This is a genomic window from Candidatus Eisenbacteria bacterium (genome assembly GCA_030017955.1).
In the GTDB taxonomy this organism is placed as follows: domain Bacteria; phylum Eisenbacteria; class RBG-16-71-46; order JASEGR01; family JASEGR01; genus JASEGR01.
This window is the reverse complement of sequence record JASEGR010000019.1, coordinates 13921-32966: the sequence shown is the minus strand read 5'-3', so window position 1 is coordinate 32966 and position 19046 is coordinate 13921. Positions and strand designations below refer to the sequence as shown.

The window sequence follows — 19046 nt, the reverse complement described above, 5'->3', positions numbered from 1 at the left end:
TGATGCTCCGGGTCCACCGTCACCCACGTCTCTTATCGACGGGGAACCGGCCAGCTTGCGACTGCCCTGGTGCGACGGCTCGCGGGACTGGGTTCTTTAACACTCGAACCGCTCGTCGAACGGAGAGCTTTTGGCGGAGGAGAGAATGAGTAGATCGTGTACACGCTGCCAGTAACTGAGCCGTTGAATCCGCCGAAAAGGTAACCTCTTTCTGTCAAAGTGTCGTACGCAAAAGATGCGAACTGGACGCCGCCCGGGATATCTCCAGAGGCTTCGAGTTTTTTCCATGTCTTGTTCCGCATATTGAAAAGCCAGAGGTCATTTGCATAGCTGCCTGTCCATCCCCCAAAGACGAGAAAGTCGCTCCCTGATTCTGTAAGGGCTCCGACGTGCCCCGACCTCTCTGGCGGCACCGGTCCTGAAGCCGCAATCCGCTGCCAGGTGAAATTGGTCATGTTGAGTGACCACAAGTCATTGAGGAGGTTGACACCATCCGAACCGCCAAAGACGACGAGCGAATTTGCGGAAGTGATATAGGTCCCGCATTGCCCGGTTCTCGCTTGCGGGCGTGGAAGCGTTTGGGGCTTCTTCTCCCAGGTTATGGCGTTTTCTACAGGCCGACCGACCCAAAGGTCTCCAACGACGCCCGAACTGCCTTCTCCACCAAATAGGACAAGGTTGCCCGTCATGCTGTCATATACAAGAGTAAGGCTCGCTCTCCCCGCGGGACGGGCAGTCTGCGTGAGTTTCTGCCATGCAAGGGTTGAAACGTCGAGTGTCCACATGTCATCATAGTAAGCTGCTCCGCTCGTGCCTCCATAGACGATCATGCGATTTCTCTTCGGATCCAGTAGGGCAGCGTGACGCTCTCTTCCTGAGGGCGATGTTCCGGAAGTCGCGAGTAGTTCCCAGGAAAGGCTAGCCAGATCAAGTCTCCAGACTTCATCAACGCACTTTGCTCCATCGAAACCGCCAAACATGAAAATCTGGCTTCCCCTTTCATCGCGAACAAACGACGCACCTCTTCTCATCGTCGGAGCCGAAGCAGAAGGAATGACTTGAGTCCAGGCGAAACTATTGAGATCAAGCTTCCGGGTATCATTCAGAAACGCTCCATTCCAGCCGCCAAAAAGAAGCGCCTGTTCCCGCAAGGAGTCATAGACCAGTGTTCCGTTGGAACAAGCAGGAACAGTGGACAGGGAAATCTCGGTCCAAGTGAGCGTCTCAACATCGAAACTCCAGAGATCATTCAAGTACTTGGTTCCGATTCCGCCAAACACCAGCATCTTTCCGTGAGGTACGTCGAATATTGCACAGTGGGCAGACCTTGCTTCAGGCAGAGCCCCGCGAGCGGTAACCTTCTGCCATCTGAGAGTCCCTGCATCGAGGATCCAGAGATCATTTTTCGGCGAGCTTCCGTCGTTTCCGCCAAAGACAACGACTCTCCCTTTGAGCGGATCCCAGACTGCCGAGCAGTCAATGAGCGGCAAAGGGACATCCCCGGCGGTCTTAAGCTCCCTCCACTTAAGTGTACCGAAGTCAAGCGCCCACACATCTCCCAGAGTAGTTTCACCAATTCCTCCCAATACCAGGAGCCTTCTGTTCTTCGTATCATAGACGACAGCATGACCGTTCCGTCCGGGAGGAGGGGTTCCCGAGGGACGAAGCTCCTGCCACGACAAGGGATTGAGACTAAGCGCCCACACATCATTGAGGAAAGCCCCGCGGAATCCACCAAAAACAATGACTCTGTTGGTGTCAGGGTCGTATGCCGCTGCGTGCCCTCTTCGTCCGGGCACTATTTCCCCTCCTGGATACAACCTTTTCCATGCGCCGGTTACAGGATCAAGGCTCCAGACATCATCCAAAAGAGCGTTCCCGTCCCAGCCGCCAAAAACTATCGCTTTTGAAATCCCGTCTGCGAAAGTGAGCGTGTGGAGATTTCTCGCGTCTGGTGAAACGGAAGGAAGGGCTGACCAGACAAATGACTGACCAATATTTCCAGTCTGGACTTGAACGACTGGAGCAGAGGGGTTCACTTGCGCGGCAAGACATGGAATCTGTGCAGCTGGAGTGAGCTGAAAAATCAGGGAAACAGCAATTGCGATCAGGCCCAGAAGCGGGAGCCTGAAACTCGGAAGAGTTCGTAAGTTCCCGTTGTCAAGCAAGTTGGCTTTTGTCATTGGTCTCTCCCGGGAGCTACCATGGCTCCCTATTTTGTATAATCCTGACATGATTCTACCAATCTTTTATGTCTGAGTCAAGAAGCGAAATCTGACCCCTCACCAACCTCTCCCCCATGGGGAGAGGATTCAGGTGAGGGGACATCTCCAAGCCTACCTGTTCGAGCCTCGCAGACATTGACAGAGAGCCCACAGACGTGCATACTGCCATCGTGCAACCACTTGCGAGACACGCCTCTTTTCTCACTGCTCTAACGGTATCATGCGCTGTCGCATTCCTTTTCCTGCCGTGGGTCGGCCACAATCCTGCGTGTGCAGAATCGCCGCGAGGAGCTGGGACGGGGATGGCTCAAGGCGACTCCAGCCGTCACCTCCACGGGGATGCGGCTGCGGAGAGCCTCAAGTCAGCAGGAACTGCCGCGGCTGCAGGCGGCGAAAAAGGCGAGGCGAAAGGTGAAGAGCCGATGAAGCCGCCGACCCTCCTCAATTCCCTGCTGATCCCCAAGTATCTTACATCCTTTGCCATCATAGCGCTGGGCATCGTGCTTCTCTTCCTAAAAGCAATCAATCGCTGGATCCGCATCGGGGTCCTCGCCCTGGTCTTCGTTTTGTTCGGCCTCGACTATGTCTTCCCGCTCCATCCCAGCCCAGTGTGCGGGGTCACCAAACTCTTCATGTTCAAGTTCACTACCGGTAGGTTTCTTGCAGGTTTTCTTGTGATTTTCCTTGCCATCTTCATCCCGAGCATTGTGGGCCGGAAGCTCTTTTGCGGATGGGTATGTCCACTTGGAGCGCTGCAGGAATTGGTCAATAAGATTCCCTTCAAGCCGCGCTGGAAACAGTTCAATTTTGCCATTTTCAATGCAATCCGTTTTGCACTCTTGATCATGTTTGTGCTCACTTTCTTCAGAGTGAAGAGTCAGATTGCGGGGCTCGGTCATGAGGTTGGAGGCGACATCTCGCAGGGAATCTGGAGGGCTTATTCCGCGTACAGCGTCTATGAGCCGGTTAACTTCTTTGAGCTCTTGCACTGGAACATCGACACGCTGTGGTGGATCATGATGGCGGCTCTGGTGATTTTGAGCTTGATGCTGTACCGCCCCTTCTGCTATGCCATCTGCCCGGTCGGGGCGCTGAGCTGGCTCCTGGAGAAGATTGCACCCGGGAAAATTTCTGTCAACCGTTCCAAATGTGAGAAGTGCGACGACTGTATCTCGAAAAGCCCCTGCCCAACTATCAAACCGCTGCGCGATGGTGTAAGTGCGTTTCGTCTCCCCGATTGTACTTCCTGCGGTGAATGCCTTAAGGCCTGCACCCACGGCTCGATTAAGTTCGGCTTCACGCGTTAAGTGTCAGACGACATCGAGTAGACCTCTGTCCGGTGTCACAACCAAAGTGCCAATCGTGAAACAACCAAACTAATAGAAACAGGAGACCATCAATGAAAAAGAGGAGCGGCGGTCACAGAGTGGAATATGCCGAAGTCATGAGAAGACTGAAGTCACTTTCAGATCCAGAGGCGGTTGCCGGGATGGCCAGGTTCGGGATCAGTTCAGAGAAGACATACGGCGTATCAGTCCCTGACCTGAGGAGAATCGCGCGCTGAACAAAGCTGCAATCAAGATTGCGAAAGAAATTCAGAAGCTCGACTCAAGAAGCGCAAAATGGATTGCCTCAGACGCAATTCGAGAGTTGACGAGTGAGGCGGTTCAGAAGAAACTGCAGAACTAGGTCACGTCTGTTCCCGTGAACCCGACTGCGAATCCACAGGTTCAGATAGTAACAGCCTGATTTCCCGCAGGGCACGTTCTTCTGCGGTCCTGTCGTTGCCCAGACCTTGCATCTGGCAGAACTCGGCATAAAGCAGGATGCCAGGTGCAACCGAATTCGCGAAATATGTCGAAATAATACCGAGAGCTTCATCTCTCAAATCAAGATCGTCACCAAACTGAGAGCGAAATGACACTCGGAAGTCTGGCCTCTCAATATTGGCGCGGACGATGAACACAAAGTCTGCTCCATGGATCCTGGCCTTGTTCCTGTCGTGCTCTGCTTCTTCCGGCCCCCTAATGTTTCTGTACCTGTCGTCGGTCGCGAACAGTTTTGGCATTGCCAGCGCGTGCGGACGTGCGACGCGAAGTGAAGCCCGGGCAAGGTCTCCGCTGGGGAGCTTCCCTATGATCATCACGCGGTCGGATTCCTTCAACAGGATTTCTGCCCCTTACACGCTCGCGCGTGAAGGCCCGGTTGAACATCGACTCGAATTTCTTTTGGATTTTGTCGTTTCTCCCTTTCGGGGGCAAGAAATTCAATGCGCATAGTTTCCCGACTGTTGGGGATGTCCTTGGTGAATTGAAGTCTCATAGCCTTTGGATCGACCTCGTAACCCAGTTTTGTCAGAGTATCTCCTATCGACTGGGTGGCTTCTCGGAGTGAGACCACGTCCAGGACAAAGTCAAAATCTCGCGTATCCCGCGTTTCACCAATAGCGAGGCGCATCGCTTGAGCGCCCGCCAGGATGAAATCATTGGCAGCGTCGCCGAGCTCCGTAAGAAGCTCCAGTAAATAGGGTAGCTGTGGTTCCCGAATTACGGTTTGTTCCATCGTTTCTCGATTACGCTTGAGAGAAGATAAGACGCTTGGTTTACATCACGCCCGCCACGTGCGTAACAGTCCAACCAAGTTTGAATGTCTGAAACAACCGGCAGTCCGTCCACATTGCGGGAATACATGAAAACTCCAGCATCGTATGGATAAATGAACAAGAAATCTGGTCCAACACTTTGTCCGCGATCAAGAGCAGATAGAATATCGTCTGGCATGTCGCGCAAGACGAACACGTCTATTCTATCTACATTGACGACGGGAGCGATCGTGCCTGCGGCTGCGGAGCCTGTGACCACAATATCCATATCTTTGAAACGAGACAGTAAACCAGTCACCGAAGATTCAATATTGAACCCAAACGGATTCCTGCATGTACGACCACTTTGCTGTATCCTCTTGTACTGCTCCTTGTACTTGTCCACCCAACGAAAGAGCAATTGCCGGGGTTCAGGGACGACAATTCGCTGCTCGTCGCGCCGAACCAGAAGTTCTTGCTCCAATGTCTGGATGGTCTTTGAGATAGAGGATACACTGAGTACGAAGGCCTTCTTTCGATTTTGTCTCTCAGATTCCTGCTCTAGCTCCTTCGCAATGGTCGTGACGGTCCATACTCGCTTGGGAGATTGTAGCAGGACTCTGAGAACACGCGATGACGCACCGCGAAACGGATTGCGGAGCGTCTGCCTTTCTCGATAGATGTTTGGCCGCCCCACCCGCTCAATGAATATCTTGCCCGGGATTCGAAGCAACACATTTCCACACAGGTCTATGAAATCAATTCCGTTCAGTTGGCAGTACTTCTGGCTTGCTGGCGATAGGAAAGGACACACCAGTGCACACGTGCCTTCAGGCCTAACGGCCTTGATCCTTGTCAACCACGGGGCGATTTGTTCCAGAAGTTTGGGGGTTACCTGTGATCTGATTTCGCAGTAGACCGTCACCTGAGTCTCTCCGACATTGAGTGTCAGAACGATGTCAGGTCGGCGCCGGTTATCCTGTACAGTGGTCGGCGCCTTGTCTGGTCGTGCTTCGACCAGTTGAATGTCGCTCAACCCCTGAAAGGGTATCCCTTGTCTGAGTTTCCGGACGATCTCTTGTTCAGTCATGGACTATGTTCCTATTGCGTCTCGCCTTGTTTGATTTCGACTGGAACTATTTTCTCAAAGGAGAAAAATAGTGTCAAGAAGAAAAGTTTCCTTGTTGACCAGAGTTTCTCTTTCTGGAAAGTTAGCTCGAAAAAGAAATTGCACATATTCAACCTACAACAACTTGAAATTACTGCAGTTAGGGACATAAGAGATCCATGTGCCTGGAGCCGGTAGAGATTTCTCCTGCAGCCGCTTGACACAGGGACAACCAGAAACAGTGACTATTTGGTGGCACGGAGAGATTGGGGAGGATAAAGCCGCCATCAGCCCCAAGCCTCCTATTTCATCTCCGCCGATGCATTGGGATCGAATGGATTGATTCTCACGGCAAGGGAGAAGAGGTATGGATAGCTGCTCTTCAGGTGCTTCATGTAGGCCAGCCATTCATGGATCAGAAGGCGAGATCCTGGAAGAAATAGAAGAGCGTGTCGCTCGGCCTCTCGAATATTGCGATCTGAAGAATGTAGAAAATTGCCGAGAGCCCGACCAGGCATATCCCCAGGACAACTTGCCAGTTCAAACGTTTCATTCGGTGCCTTTCCCCCTCACCCCTCCCTCTCCCCAGAGGGGAGAGGAGAGACTGCACATTTCCATAACGGACCTGCATCAGAAAACTATTCCCACAAACCCTTCGACCCGGCCGCCTCTCTCTCCAATCGTGTTTGAAGAACCCGTACCGCCAAGGCGAAAGTCTAATCGCGACTTGCCGACAGGTTTGAACTCAAAGTACACATTCTCTCCCCTTGAAGAGGAGGTTATCACGTCCTTCCTCAGGAATTCTTCGACCTCGACATAGTAAGCGACAATCGAATGCAATTTTCCCCTCGATTCGACGGAAAGAGAGCCGGTCGTTTCGCCAATTGCCATATAGTCTGAAGCGATTTTCGTGTAGGAAGTCTTCTTGAATCTTGCTTTCACGACCAGGGCACTCGAGAAAAACTCGCGGTTCAATTCGATGAATGCGCCTGCCTCCCTGTTTGCGTCACAATAACTGTTCAGCCAAAGAGTCGTCCACAGATTCACACCCCTGGCGAATCCGTACCTTGACCTCGCCTCAGTTGTTGTCACGTATCCAAATCGCATTCTCTTGTCCTGGAGCCCTCTGAGTTCGAGAGGCCATCTGGAAATCAGACCCCTGATCCAGTAATTCTTCTGGCCGAGCTCGGCGGAGATTGATCCGCTTCCGATCTGGTTCTTGTCCGAGTATTTCGAGAACATGCCTGAGAGATCAAACCTGCCTTTTGGATACGGGGTCATGGTTGATGCTTTGAAAGTTCTGATTCTGTAGATTCCCCAGTAGGCATCGTTCCTGGCCCCCCGGACCAGAATCGGTTTTCCCTCTGCTGAGGCGGAAAAGCGGCCGCCGTCCGACCTCAAATCAACGTTGAACGTGCCAAAACTCTTTTTTCCGGAGAGCGATGCAGCGCTTCCTCTGTTCGTGTATTCGATGATAGATGCCTTTGCCTGGATCGAGCCAAGTTTCCGAACCTTTGTCTCGAATCCAAGAACGTTTTCAGCGCTGCTCAAATCATAGTAGGTGAATCCAAATGTAGGATTCTCCTGACTCAGGCTTCCTCTTTTTGTTTCCGCCCTGATCTTCGTGCGGCTGTTGATTGGATATGTTCCTGTTGTTCGCGCTTCTGAAAGAAAGTACCTGATTTTGTAGCTTCTGGGATCCTGTCTGCCCTCGATTGTGCGGTACTCCGAGACAAGTAGGTTCTGTTCAAATGCCGGGGATAATTCGCGCCTGAGCTGACCAAGCTCGTCTCTTGCGGGAGCATAGGTTGTGGAGATGCTCAGAATTTCCGTGTATTCCTTCATCGCATCGACGTCTCTGCCCTTTTCTCTGTAGAAGCGCGCCAGGGCCATCCTTGCGTCAAGGTACTTGGGAACAGAACGCTTCAGCTCTTCAAGTCTTCGAATCGCCTCATCGTTCCTCCCTGTGGCGTTAAGGGCAAGGGCCACTCCAAAGAGAGCATCGCCGTGGGTGGGCATTGCTTTGAGGAGCTTCTCATATTCCGGAATCGAAAGGTCAAACTTGCTTTCCCATCTTAGGAAAGTCGCAACCCAAAAGCGGGAGTCCATGTCAGTTGAGTCCCGTGCAGCGAGAAAGCCGTAAAGCTGGAAAGCGCCGTCGATGTCTCCTGAATACCTGAGCGCCTCTGCAAGCGGCCTCGCGACTTTGCTTGAGTCCGCGCCATTGGCTAGCGCTTCCTTGAGCACACCCGATGCTTCCGCAAAACGCTTTTCTTCAAGAAGCTTGATGCCCCTTTCGTAGCTCTCGCTGGAAGTGGAAACATTCTCCTGCGAGACGGCAGAAACAGTCATCCAAAGTAGGATACAGAGCGATGCAAAAAGCGGCAGGAGTTTCATCTCCCGATAAGCCCCGCAGCATGCGCAAGAATCAGCCTCGTTGCGGCAGCAAGGAGGAAAGCAACGAGAAGCGCAAGAATCGCCAGCGTTACAAAGCCCCTCCATATGTTCTTGGCAGGTTTCCGCGTTTCACCAAAACCGGTCCGCTCCATCACTCCCCACTCCTTTCTTCTTCTGAAGTAATCGTAGAACGCCCGCAGTCTCCAGAGAAGAGTGAGGTGACGATAGCCGAAGTTTTCAAGCACGCCGAGCGAGAAAAGTCCCGCGACATCACGGAACCGCGTGAACGGATATTCGCTGAACTCCTGCAAGAGAATTCCAAGCGTTGAAAGAAGAATTCCGAAGAGCACCGCAGAGAAGAGAAAAAGCACAAAAAAGCTCTCTTCGAGTCTCCCCGTGAAGTAGAAGAGTGGGATCGTCGCAAAACCGTAGATTTCAACCACCGGGCCTATCATTTCCAGGTACAGAAAAGGAATCGCAAGAAGGCCGACGGATCCGTACGACGGGTTAAAGAGCATGTGTTTGAATGAGAAGAGAGTCTGGATGAGTCCTCTCTGCCATCTGTTTCTCTGCCTGGAAAGTGTCGCCATATCAGTTGGCGCTTCTGTCCACGCAATCGGATCCGGAACAAACACGACCCTTCGTTTCTTCCCTTTCTTGAGCTCGTGCTCAGTAACCCTGACAATTATCTCCATGTCCTCGGAGAGCGAATTCACATTGTAGCCGCCGACTTCAAGGACGAGATCCTTTCTCAGCATTGCGAAGACGCCTGACACGATGAGAAGACCGTTGAGCTGGCTCAGGCCGAATCTGGACCCGAGAAAAGAGCGCAAGTATTCCACGGTTTGAAAAGCCGGGAGGAAGTCGCCTGGGAGTCTCACCTCGCTGACCTTTCCTCCGGAGAATACACATCCGTTTGCGAGTCTTATCACGCCGCCCACGCCTATGGTGCCTTCCGGATCCTTTAAGAATGGTTTGACTGCCTTGACGATGGCATTCCGCTCCAATATGGAATCAGCATCAACAGTGCAGATCAATGAATGCCGCGACGCCAGTATGCCGGCATTGAGAGCGTCCGACTTTCCGCCATTTACCTTGTCGACAACAATCAAATCGTGCACATCCGAACTGTCTCTTGATACATAGATGCCCCTTACCGGCATGGTGGTTATGAGCTCTTTTCCTTCGGCATCTCTTGGACTTCTCAACATTCTGTCAACCTTGACCAGGCCAAAACTCTTTATGAGAACTTCAAGCGTCCGGTCCGCTGAGCCGTCGTTCACGACTATCACTTCCGAGTGGGCGTACTGGAGCTTTCTCAGCGAATTCACCGATTCGACTATTGACTTCTCCTCATTGTGTGCGGGGACAATGATTGAGATGAGAGGGGTAAGGTTGCTTTCGAAAATCTCCCTTTCCCCTCCGAAGTACCGGCTCTTGAAATAAGCGATGAGTCCCCGTCTCGAAATAAGCAGGCAGTAGAGATAGATGGCCATCAGTGTCAGGTAATAGACAAGGACGAGTACGGATGTGAATACTATGAAGTCTCTAAACATGAGAGTGGATCACCGGGATCCGCATGAACCGCGGGTCATCCCTGGCCTCCAAGAAGTTTTGACCTCAGGGCGGCGACAGTCTCATTCATCTTCCTTGCCACGTTTTCGTCAGTTTCAGTTTCCGCGAGCTCCGTGAGTGAATCGAGGATGAGAACGAGAGTGTGGCATGCTTCCGCAACCAGAAGGGCGAACTCACCTTTTGATTCCCTGAGAAGTTCGTTGAGTTTTGTGACAAGGTCCAGGTGTGCCATTCTGAGGAGGATCTCAACTGCCTTGACGACCTCCTCTCTCTTTCCACTCTGAAATGTCTTTAGAAGAAGCTCGAGGGTGTCCCCGAGAATCCCGGCTATCTTTTTCCTGGTACCTGGATCGCTGATGGCGAGACCCGATTCGATCGGACTCAGAACTCCGGCCTCTGCAAGCTTCGTAATGATCTTCTCGGCACGCTCCGATTTTTCCGTTTCAGATAACCCTATCTGTTTCAGGTATTGGTCCATCAGGCCGCTCATCTCAAATGCTTCAGCAACCTGCTCCCGTATGGAATCTTCTTCCAGAAGCGCAAGGTCTTCGAGAGCTCTTATTCCCCCAGTGCCATCCAGAAGATGGAGCGCCCTCACCGCCTCCCACTTGACCTGTGTCTCCGCACCCCTCGCAGCTTCTTTCAGCGCATCAACCGCCCTTGTGTCGCCCAATCTCCCCAATGCTTCTGCTGCTCTGACCCTGACAGACGGATGATCATCTTCAAGAAGTCCCGCAATCTCGGCCACTGCCCGCAGGTCTCCTATCTTTCCCAGGGCTTCTGCTGCTGCGCTTCTTACCTTTGGCTCGATGTCCGCAAGCGCCCTCATCAGCGGCTCGACCGTCCGGTAGTTCTTCAGCTCTCCTAGTATGAGCGCAGTGTGGTATCTTTCCCGCGGCTCGGATGAGCGAAGAAGGACAATGAGCTCATCGACTGCCATTTCTCCGAGACTTTTTATGACCTGGGCAGTGTTAAGAAGCATCCACCTGTTTGGTGACTTGAGCTCCCTGACGAGGTTTTCAATGAGCGTTTCTGCAAGGGCTCTTGAGCTTTCCATTATTTTTCCCAGCGCTCTCGAAGCGGTCTCCGAGACTTCCTCGTTCTCGTCGCTCAGGAGATCTCGCAGAGGGTCGGCGGCCTTGAGGAGTCTGAGCTCGCCCAGCACTTCGCACGCCCTCGCTCTGACTCGCATGTCTTGGGAGCTCAATTCCCGGATGTAATCGTCCACGAAACCCTTTTCATCAAGAATCCTTGTTACCCTTTCCCTTTCCTCTCCTTTTATGAAGAATAGTTTCCCCTTGAGAATCTTCTCCAGAACTTCCCTGTCTATTGCCTTTTTCCTGGGAATCTTGATTTCCTTGAGAGGGGTTCCGGCCACGGTCTCGTCAACCAGCTTTGAATACAATTTTTCCCTGCGTGTTATGGCTCTCTGCCTCAGCTTGGCTCTAAACGTTCTGCCGCCGAGAAGAATGGCAAGGAACACGACGATGAGGAAAAGTAGGAGATTTGCTGCAACTATGGCGACCCACATATCAGGCCTGGTGGGTGTGGACTTTCGGCAGCGCGACGAAGAACTTTGAACCCTTTCCGGGTTCACTCTCAGCCCATATTCTTCCCTTGTGCAGTTCGACGAGCTGTTTCGCTATTGTTAAGCCGAGCCCAGTACCTTTTGTCTCGGGAAAACCGGGCTTTTCAGCTCTGTAGAATCTGTCAAAGATTCTTGCCTGTTCCTCTCCCGTCATTCCGACTCCGGAATCCTCAAAAGTCACGAGGATTTCCTCGGGCTGCTCCGTCATCGAAACAAGAATTCTTCCACCCGGGAGAGTGTATTTGATCGCATTGTCGAGAATGTTCGTGAAGACCTCCTTCATCTTCTCCTTGTCAGCTATCAGACGTGCAAGGTTTGGAGGAATTGAGGTTTCAAACCTAATCGTGCCGAGCCTCCCTTTGAGCAGGACAATCACGTCCTGAAGGACGGATGAGAGGTCCGTCGGGCTCAAGCGCAGGCGCTCGGTTCCTGCCGAAAGCCTCGTGCTCTGTGAAAGGTCGTTTATCAGATTCGCCAGCCTGGTCGTTTCCTTATTTATGATGTCAAGGTATCTCTTGATGCTTGCCTCATCGAGCTTCTCTTCAAGCAGGATCTCGCTGAATCCCTTGAGCGCCGTCATCGGAATCTGCATCTCGTGGGCAATCGAGAAAATGAACTCTTCTTCTGCTCTTTCTCTTCTTCTCTGGTCCGAGACGCTGAAAAGAATGCAAATGAAGCCGATCGATGCACCTTTTTCCTGAAGAGCTTTCAACAGAAGTTCGTATTCGTTTCCTCCAATCCTCATGATTCGGGAGAAACTGCCGCCCGCCTTCACCTCTTCAAAGACTTTCGAGAATACCTCTTTTTCGGGGAAGATCTCTTTTATGACCTCAAGATCCTCAAGCTTCATGCCTATTAGTTCGTTCTCCTCCTTGCCTACAATCCTGGACGCTATCAGGCTCGAAAACTGGACAATTCCAAGAAGGTTACCGACCAGAATCGCCGATGGTGCATTCGAGAGGAACATTGAGAGTTTTCTATTCGCACTTATCAGAGAGTCGTGGAGGGAATCGGTTTCGATGGCAAGGGCAGCCTGGTCTGCAAGAAGAGAGAAGAGCTTGATTTCTCTCTCTGAGAATATGTAAGCCGTCTTCCCGTACACAGTGAAGATTCCGAGAAGCTTGTCCGGGGCGAGAACCGGAAGGCACAGAACGGAGTTCAATCTCTCCAGCTTGAGACTCTGGAAATTGCTTGTGGCCGCATCCTCCTGCGCATTCGATATGGCTACCGGTTTTTTTTCGTTGAGAGCTCTGCCCCCGACGACCCGCACAACTTCTTCCACTTCGGTTTTCAAATACTCATCGCTTAACCCCAGTGATGCCCCAAGCTTGAACTCGCCCGTCTCGGGATCGGTTGTCCTCAAAGAAAGTATGTTTGCTCCCAGGAACCGCGAAGCCATGTTGACGATCACTGCAAGCTTGTCGCGAAGCTTTAGCGGCGACAGAAGAACTTTGCTTATCTGGAGGACAGAGGCGAGGTCCCCTTCGGGGGTCTTGACCTCCTGCGGAGAAATAGTCTGTGCCCCAACTCCCTTGCCCGAAAGGAAGATTCTGACTCTGGCGGCGAGCTCCCGTGGCGAGAACGGTTTCGTGAGATAATCCACCGCTCCAAGCTCAAGGCCCCGCACGATGTCCTGCTCCTGCCTTTTCTGGGAGAGAAAGATTACAGGTATTGTTTTTGTCCTCTCATCCTCCCTCAGGTACCGGCAGGTTTCAAATCCATCAAAGTCAGGCATCATTATGTCGAGCAGGATTAGGTCGGGTGGAGAGTTTTTTGCGAGCTCGATGGCTTCTCTTCCGGTCGAAGCTTCTTCCACATCGTAGCCCACATTTTCGAGTTTTGCCCTGACCAGCTCCCGTATGTAGGCTTCGTCGTCTGCGACAAGGATTTTCTGGTTATTTGGCGCCATATGCCTGTTTTTGAGAATTCTCTCCAGAGTCTGTCCGGAATCTACTGTCCGAACCTGCTGAGGCTTAGGGTAGCATCATTCGAGAAGCGCTACAACCCGAGTTTGGGGCATAGCTCGTGTCCGCCGCATTCATGGGGACGAAGAGCCCCTCACAATCCTCTCCCCACGGAAGAGGTCACGGACGGCGCTGCTCGTAACCTCTCCTTCATGGGAGAAGGTCACTGATGATTCTTCATGTAACCTCTCCTTCATGGGAGAGGGTCACTGATGATTCTTCATGTAACCTCTCCCCTCTGGGGAGAGGATCAAGGTGAGGGGAAGCCTGACGCCTCAGACTACCCGACTTCGCAAGAGGTTCTTACAGTTTAATCGTCATTTCTGGGGAATGGCTTGAGAGAAGTTGAGTACCTGTGGCAATTCAGCCAGACTGAGCGGACACTTACTCTGCCCAAGCAAAGCCAGTATCTCCCCGGAAACTGCAAGCTCGCCAGCAAGCTAGCGCTTGACACAAGGCCCTTATCTATGGTAGTATCTGGTAGTTAGGGAAACATGCGTATGGCATAGGGACGCGCGGCGCTATTTCTATTCAATGTGGACAGGAGGTGATGACAACAGCGCGTTTGTCGTTAAGGCAGTGTAGCTGGAAGTTTCTTAGATTCTGTCATCGGAGGGAGGAATTGAAAATGCATAAGTTTCTTATGACATCATTGGCGATTGTAGGACTGGTGTTTGCTCTCGCGGCACCCGCAGTGGCACAGCAGATTATCGGCGGGCACGATGAGACGACCGAGAATCACAAGGGCGCTCAGTGGGCGGCCGCAGCACCCGCCACACCGAGCACAGGTCCTGTTTTGGCTGGCGCCCATCTTCTTCTAAGCGAGATTGGTTATCGTGGTCTCAACAGCGCGACGTGCGCAGATTCGACAGAGTTCGTTGAGATCTACAACCCGACCTCGGAGCCCGTTGACCTGTCCAATTACTATTTGTCAGACGTCAATACGTATTACACTCTGCCTGTGCTGGGAACCATAGACATATTTCTGACCGGGTCAGACTTTGCCATGCGGTTCCCGAATGGCGCAATCATACTGCCCGGCGCCTACAAGACAATAGCTGTGGACGGCGGCAGGTTCAAGCGCTGCGCTGGTGTAGATGCTGACTTCATGTTCTTCAATGCTGGTGGCCCTACTACCGCCATCCCGATGGTGGACGTGGCCAGAAACAAGCCTGCGCCTTATCCGACTTATGGCTCATATACCAATACGGCAGAGTTCGTGTGGCTGTTCTACTGGGATCAAATCTCGGACCTCGTCTGTGATGTTGACCTGGTTTACTGGGGCTCCGGTTCAGGTTCCAACTGGCCGGTGCTGAAGACAACCGCGACCTGTCAGGATGGGCCGGATGCAGATGTGGTTGCGTCATGCTACAACAATGACGTTGGCCCGCTCACCCAGGGATTTGTTGTCCCCGCAAGCGGTGCCGGCACTCGCCAGAGAGTTGGGGCAGAAGGTGCCGAGACTCTTGTTAGTGGCAATGGCTGTATAGCCGGTGGACCTACTGCTGTCGAGAACAGCACTTGGGGTACGATTAAGGCAATCTATCGGTAATACCGAGTAACTCATCATAAAGAACGGCCACCCTGGCTTACCGGGGTGGCCGTTTAATTAGTGACAGTCACCTATTTCCTGGAAAATAGGTGACTGTCACTAATTTCTTTAGTAAAGTGACGATGAAGATGGCTGAGAGCGAAGTCAAAATCATCTCTTCAAACCGGCGCGCAAGGAAGGATTTTCTTGTAATCGATACCTTTGAAGCTGGAATTGTCCTGAGCGGAACTGAAGTCAAGTCAATCCGCCAGGGCAGGGTGAATTTGAAGCAGAGCTACGCAACGATCCGGGACGGAGAGGTTTTCCTCTACAATCTGCACATCAATCCCTACGAGTTTGGAAACCGGTTCAACCTTGACCCTACGCGGAGAAGAAAACTGCTCCTTCACAAGTCGCAGATAAGAAGACTCATCGGAAAGGTTTCTGAAAAAGGTCTTACTCTGATTCCGATGTCGCTCTATTTCAAGAAAGGCTACGCAAAGATAGGGCTTGCCCTTGCAAGAGGGAAAAAACTCTACGACAGGAGGGAAGAGATAAAAAAGAAGGATATGGAACGAGAAATGAGACGAACCTATAGAGGAAAAAGGTGAGGATAAAGGGAATCGCTCTCCTTGCAATCTTGAGTGCAGTTTTTTTCCTTCCCGAGACGAATCTTGTCATTATGCTTCCCGGTTTCGAATCTGCCCTGAGTCCCGGCGGATTCTGCGGGAAGGCATTTTGTCTCGAGGTTCCCTACGTTCCGCTGAGTGAAATTGCGAGGATGCATCATGCCACCAAGCTCTGGTATCCCGAAACAAGAAGGATGACACTGGAGATTCCCGGGAAGGCGATAAAGACAGTCGTGGGAAGCAGGCTCGTCTTGATTGGCGGAGACTCGTACATGATGAGCGGTCCGGCTGTTTTCGTGGATGGCCAGGTCGCAATTCCTTTGGACTTTGTCGAGAAAGTCCTCAACAAAGTTCTGGCACAGAAATTCACATGGGACGGGAGGCAGCGGAGACTCGTGCCGGTCGAGACACTTGTGAAGCTGCTTGGAATGGATCTCTACGAGGATAGCACTGATACCGTGCTCAAAATTCTCGCCGACTCAACCATTTCCGGAGAGGTGATTTTTCCATCAAGGAGAGAGTTCGACTTCAGAATCGCGAAGTGCGAGCCCGGGAAGGGGTACCTTTTTCCGAATGAGGGACTAGGTCTGGTCGAAAGACTATCTTTTGTCAGGGAAGGTGGAGGCGTGACGCTTTCTATCAGACTCACGAGTGAAGCAGAAAGCTATCTCGTCTCCATGCAGCCGGACGGAGTCGAGTTGAGATTTACGAAAAATCCGAATGCCGGGAACGCTTTTCTTGAGAAACTTCTCGCGCGTGAGGCGAAGCGAGTCAGAAAAATAGTGATTGATCCGGGGCACGGCGGAAGTGACGCAGGAGTTGAGGGAATAGGGGGCTCGAAAGAGAAGGACATAACGCTTGACATTGCTGCGAGTGTGAAAGAGTTTCTTGAACGTAACAGTTCCCTGTCTGTGCTTCTGACAAGGACCGAGGACATGACAGTCAGACAGGATGAACGGATAGAGTTCTTAAAGAACGTCCGGCCGGACATGGTGCTGAGTCTGCATGCAGAGGGTTATCCTTCTGAGGAGGCAAGAGGCATCTATGTTGTGGTACCTGACGGCGGAGGCGATCTCAGACTGCGTCTTCTTGGAAGGATTATCCTCGACTCTTTCTCTTCTGTTGTGGGCGCTCAAGACAACGGCCTGATGTTCGTCCCGATCAGACTCCTAAAGAGCTCCGACACCAAGGGGGTAGTCATCGATTGCGGGTTCCTCACAAGCCCGGTGGACGAGGACTTGCTGGAAGATCCGGACTTAAGGAAAGAGCTCGGGATTGCGATAGGAAAAGGAGTCATCGAATTTGTAAACCTGCAGGCAGGGGGATGAATTGCGCTCACTTGTCCTTGCGGCGATAGCCGCCGGCCTTCTGGCGTCACAGTCCTGGTGCGCAGAATTGGCACAGGCCACGCGCTCAGTCTCGCTGTATTTTGGATCGAAAGACGGCAAGGAACTTCTGACTGAAGAGAGGGAGATGCTTGTAACTGAAAACAGGGAGGGATCTCTTTCTCTTCTTATCTCAGAGCTTACTGGTGGTCCCAGGAGGACCGGGGTGAGGCTCATGCCGGCCAACGCGGTGCTCCGCCACACCTTCATAGACGAAAGGGGAACGGTTTTCATCGACTTCTCCGGCTCGATCAGAGTCACATCCCAGGGAGGAATCCTGTTCGAGTGGCTTCTCGCCTCGTCAATTGCGCGAACCGTCCTTGAGAATGTGGAACGCGTGAAGAAAGTAGTATTCCTGGTTGATGGGAAACCTGCTGCCACTCTTACCGGCCATGTTGACTTGACAGAGGGACTCACTCTGGATGATATCCTTTCAGCAGGAAGACGGGGTGGCATGAAATGAAAACCAGCGAAAGCAGAATTGGTGTCTTTGATTCAGGTGTCGGCGGACTCACCGTAGTGAGAGAACTCATGCGCTCTCTGCCGGGCGAGGGAATCGTCTATTTCGGTGACACCGCGAGAGTCCCGTACGGTTCGAAATCCAGGAAGGCAGTCACCAGGTTCTCCGTTGAGAATGCAAAATTTCTTCTTCGAGCCGGGGTCAAGATGATCGTGGTGGCATGCAATACCGCGTCCGCCTTTGCACTGCCGGTCTTGCGCAAGTCCGTCCCGGTTCCGGTAGTGGGCGTTATTCAACCGGGAGTGTTCGCCGCTTCGAAGGCTACGATCAGCGGAAAAGTAGGTGTGATTGGCACACTCGGCACCATTGGGAGCAAAGCGTACGAGAAAATGCTCAGGAAGAAGAACGGAGAATTGAGCATCTTCTCCGCGGCGTGCCCGCTCTTTGTGCCTCTTGCTGAAGAAGGGTGGACTGACCACGAAGTGACGAAAGCCGTTGCAGAGGAGTATCTGGCCCCGCTCCGCGCGAGAGGCATTGATACGCTGATACTCGGCTGCACTCATTATCCTCTTCTCGCAGGAGTTATTTCCGAAGTCATGGGTGATCACATTGTGCTGATTGACTCCGGTGAGGAGACGGCGAAGGTCGTCAGAGAAATTCTTCGTAAAGAGGGTCTTTCAAGAAGAGGAACCGCCCGCCCGGCGAATCTTTTCTGCGTGAGCGACATCCCGGCCAGATTCAGAGACATCGCAAGAAGGTTCCTTGGTTCTGAGGTTGGAAGAGTTCATCTTGTCGACCAGTCCTCAAGCACTTGGTTCCGAGAAGGAGGGAGAATTGAAAATTCCCGGAAGAAGGTTAGACGGAAGAAGAGCCGGCGATCTAAGAAAGATAAAGATTAAAGTTGGGGTTTTGCGGCACGCCGAAGGCTCTTGTCTTATCGAGATGGGAAACACGCGTGTGATGTGCTCGGCCACTCTGGAGAATAAGGTCCCGTACTTTCTGAAGGCCAAAGGGCATGGATGGGTCACCGCAGAATATGGAATGCTGCCCAGGAGTTCACATGAGAGAATTCAAAGGGAATCTGTGAAGGGAAAAGTCAGCGGTAGGACACAGGAAATCCAGCGCCTTATTGGAAGAAGCCTGAGGGCTGTGACCGAGCTCGATGCGCTCGGTGAAAGGACAATCCTGCTCGACTGTGACGTGCTGGAGGCGGATGGGGGAACGAGGACCGCTTCGATAACAGGTGCTTTTGTGGCTCTCCACGAGGCCTTCAAGTTCATGGTCAATAAGAAACTGATCAAGTACATTCCGGTGAGGGATTTTGTTGCGGCCATCAGTGTCGGCAAAGTCAAAGGGGAGTTCCTGCTTGACCTCAACTACGCCGAGGACAGTACTGCCCAGGTTGATATGAATGTCGTGATGACTGGAAGCGGACACTTCGTTGAAGTGCAGGGCACCGCTGAAGGACTGCCTTTCCGGTGGGAAGAAATGAACGCAATGTTGAAGCTTGGTTCATCCGGAATTCAGAAACTCATTAAGGCCCAGAAGAAGAGTCTCGGACTTCCCGGGCAGAGTAAAGGGAAAGCCCTCTCCGTATAGGAAA

At 52.3% G+C, this 19046-nt stretch carries 17 protein-coding genes; 8 read left to right on the top strand and 9 right to left on the bottom strand.

The genetic code is table 11. The features are described 5' to 3' along the window. Positions 1 to 32 precede the first annotated feature (32 nt). Positions 33 to 2183 (bottom strand): kelch repeat-containing protein, encoded by a 2151-nt coding sequence (locus QME66_04545; GenBank protein ID MDI6808236.1) that lies wholly within the window; start codon positions 2181 to 2183, stop codon positions 33 to 35. A gap of 344 nt (positions 2184 to 2527) precedes the next feature. Between QME66_04545 and QME66_04540 the strand changes: the two genes are divergently transcribed. Together QME66_04540 and QME66_04535 are read left to right on the top strand one after the other, a co-directional pair. Beyond that, on the top strand, positions 2528 to 3532 hold the full coding sequence (locus tag QME66_04540) for a 4Fe-4S binding protein (protein MDI6808235.1): 1005 nt from the start codon (positions 2528 to 2530) through the stop codon (positions 3530 to 3532). Between the two features lie 92 nt (positions 3533 to 3624). Continuing rightward, complete coding sequence (locus QME66_04535; GenBank protein ID MDI6808234.1) at positions 3625 to 3789, top strand: DNA alkylation repair protein; 165 nt, start codon at positions 3625 to 3627, stop codon at positions 3787 to 3789. Positions 3790 to 3915: 126 nt separating this feature from the next. Here the strand turns inward: QME66_04535 and QME66_04530 are convergent, their stop codons facing one another. The 8 genes from QME66_04530 to QME66_04495 all read right to left on the bottom strand — a co-directional run bounded on the left by QME66_04530 (position 3916) and on the right by QME66_04495 (position 13383). Further along, a complete protein-coding gene (locus QME66_04530; protein MDI6808233.1) occupies positions 3916 to 4389 on the bottom strand; it encodes a hypothetical protein in 474 nt (157 codons plus the stop codon). Then, positions 4386 to 4787 carry a hypothetical protein gene (locus QME66_04525; protein MDI6808232.1) on the bottom strand — a complete coding sequence of 134 codons (402 nt, stop codon included), beginning with the start codon at positions 4785 to 4787 and terminating at the stop codon, positions 4386 to 4388. Before QME66_04525 ends, QME66_04530 begins: the two co-directional genes overlap by 4 nt. Continuing rightward, entirely contained in the window at positions 4772 to 5896 is a 1125-nt protein-coding gene (locus QME66_04520) for a hypothetical protein (protein ID MDI6808231.1), read from the bottom strand. Before QME66_04520 ends, QME66_04525 begins: the two co-directional genes overlap by 16 nt. 433 nt (positions 5897 to 6329) lie before the next feature. Then, positions 6330 to 6467 carry a hypothetical protein gene (locus QME66_04515; GenBank protein MDI6808230.1) on the bottom strand — a complete coding sequence of 46 codons (138 nt, stop codon included), beginning with the start codon at positions 6465 to 6467 and terminating at the stop codon, positions 6330 to 6332. A 77-nt stretch (positions 6468 to 6544) separates the two neighbouring features. Then, positions 6545 to 8311, bottom strand: coding sequence for a hypothetical protein (locus tag QME66_04510; protein MDI6808229.1), 1767 nt, complete (start codon positions 8309 to 8311; stop codon positions 6545 to 6547). Then, entirely contained in the window at positions 8308 to 9867 is a 1560-nt protein-coding gene (locus QME66_04505; GenBank protein ID MDI6808228.1) for a glycosyltransferase, read from the bottom strand. The genes QME66_04510 and QME66_04505 overlap by 4 nt, the downstream gene beginning before the upstream one ends. 35 nt (positions 9868 to 9902) lie before the next feature. Then, complete coding sequence (locus QME66_04500) at positions 9903 to 11417, bottom strand: HEAT repeat domain-containing protein (GenBank protein MDI6808227.1); 1515 nt, start codon at positions 11415 to 11417, stop codon at positions 9903 to 9905. Position 11418: 1 nt separating this feature from the next. Then, complete coding sequence (locus QME66_04495) at positions 11419 to 13383, bottom strand: response regulator (GenBank protein ID MDI6808226.1); 1965 nt, start codon at positions 13381 to 13383, stop codon at positions 11419 to 11421. A 683-nt stretch (positions 13384 to 14066) separates the two neighbouring features. Here QME66_04495 and QME66_04490 point away from each other — a divergent pair. The 6 genes from QME66_04490 (at position 14067) to rph (ending at position 19042) form a co-directional block, all read left to right on the top strand. Further along, positions 14067 to 14990: a lamin tail domain-containing protein gene (locus tag QME66_04490; protein MDI6808225.1), complete on the top strand. Its 924-nt coding sequence runs from the start codon at positions 14067 to 14069 to the stop codon at positions 14988 to 14990. A gap of 128 nt (positions 14991 to 15118) precedes the next feature. Continuing rightward, the gene (gene smpB / locus QME66_04485) at positions 15119 to 15580 is read left to right on the top strand and encodes an SsrA-binding protein SmpB (protein MDI6808224.1); all 462 of its coding nucleotides are present in this window, start codon (positions 15119 to 15121) and stop codon (positions 15578 to 15580) included. Then, positions 15577 to 16926, top strand: a complete 1350-nt coding sequence (locus QME66_04480) for an N-acetylmuramoyl-L-alanine amidase (GenBank protein MDI6808223.1) — start codon at positions 15577 to 15579, stop codon at positions 16924 to 16926. The genes smpB and QME66_04480 overlap by 4 nt, the downstream gene beginning before the upstream one ends. A gap of 1 nt (position 16927) precedes the next feature. Beyond that, the gene (locus QME66_04475; protein MDI6808222.1) at positions 16928 to 17446 is read left to right on the top strand and encodes a GerMN domain-containing protein; all 519 of its coding nucleotides are present in this window, start codon (positions 16928 to 16930) and stop codon (positions 17444 to 17446) included. Next, on the top strand, positions 17443 to 18342 hold the full coding sequence (murI, locus tag QME66_04470) for a glutamate racemase (protein MDI6808221.1): 900 nt from the start codon (positions 17443 to 17445) through the stop codon (positions 18340 to 18342). The genes QME66_04475 and murI overlap by 4 nt, the downstream gene beginning before the upstream one ends. Next, positions 18278 to 19042, top strand: coding sequence for a ribonuclease PH (gene rph, locus QME66_04465; GenBank protein ID MDI6808220.1), 765 nt, complete (start codon positions 18278 to 18280; stop codon positions 19040 to 19042). Before murI ends, rph begins: the two co-directional genes overlap by 65 nt. Positions 19043 to 19046 lie beyond the last annotated feature (4 nt).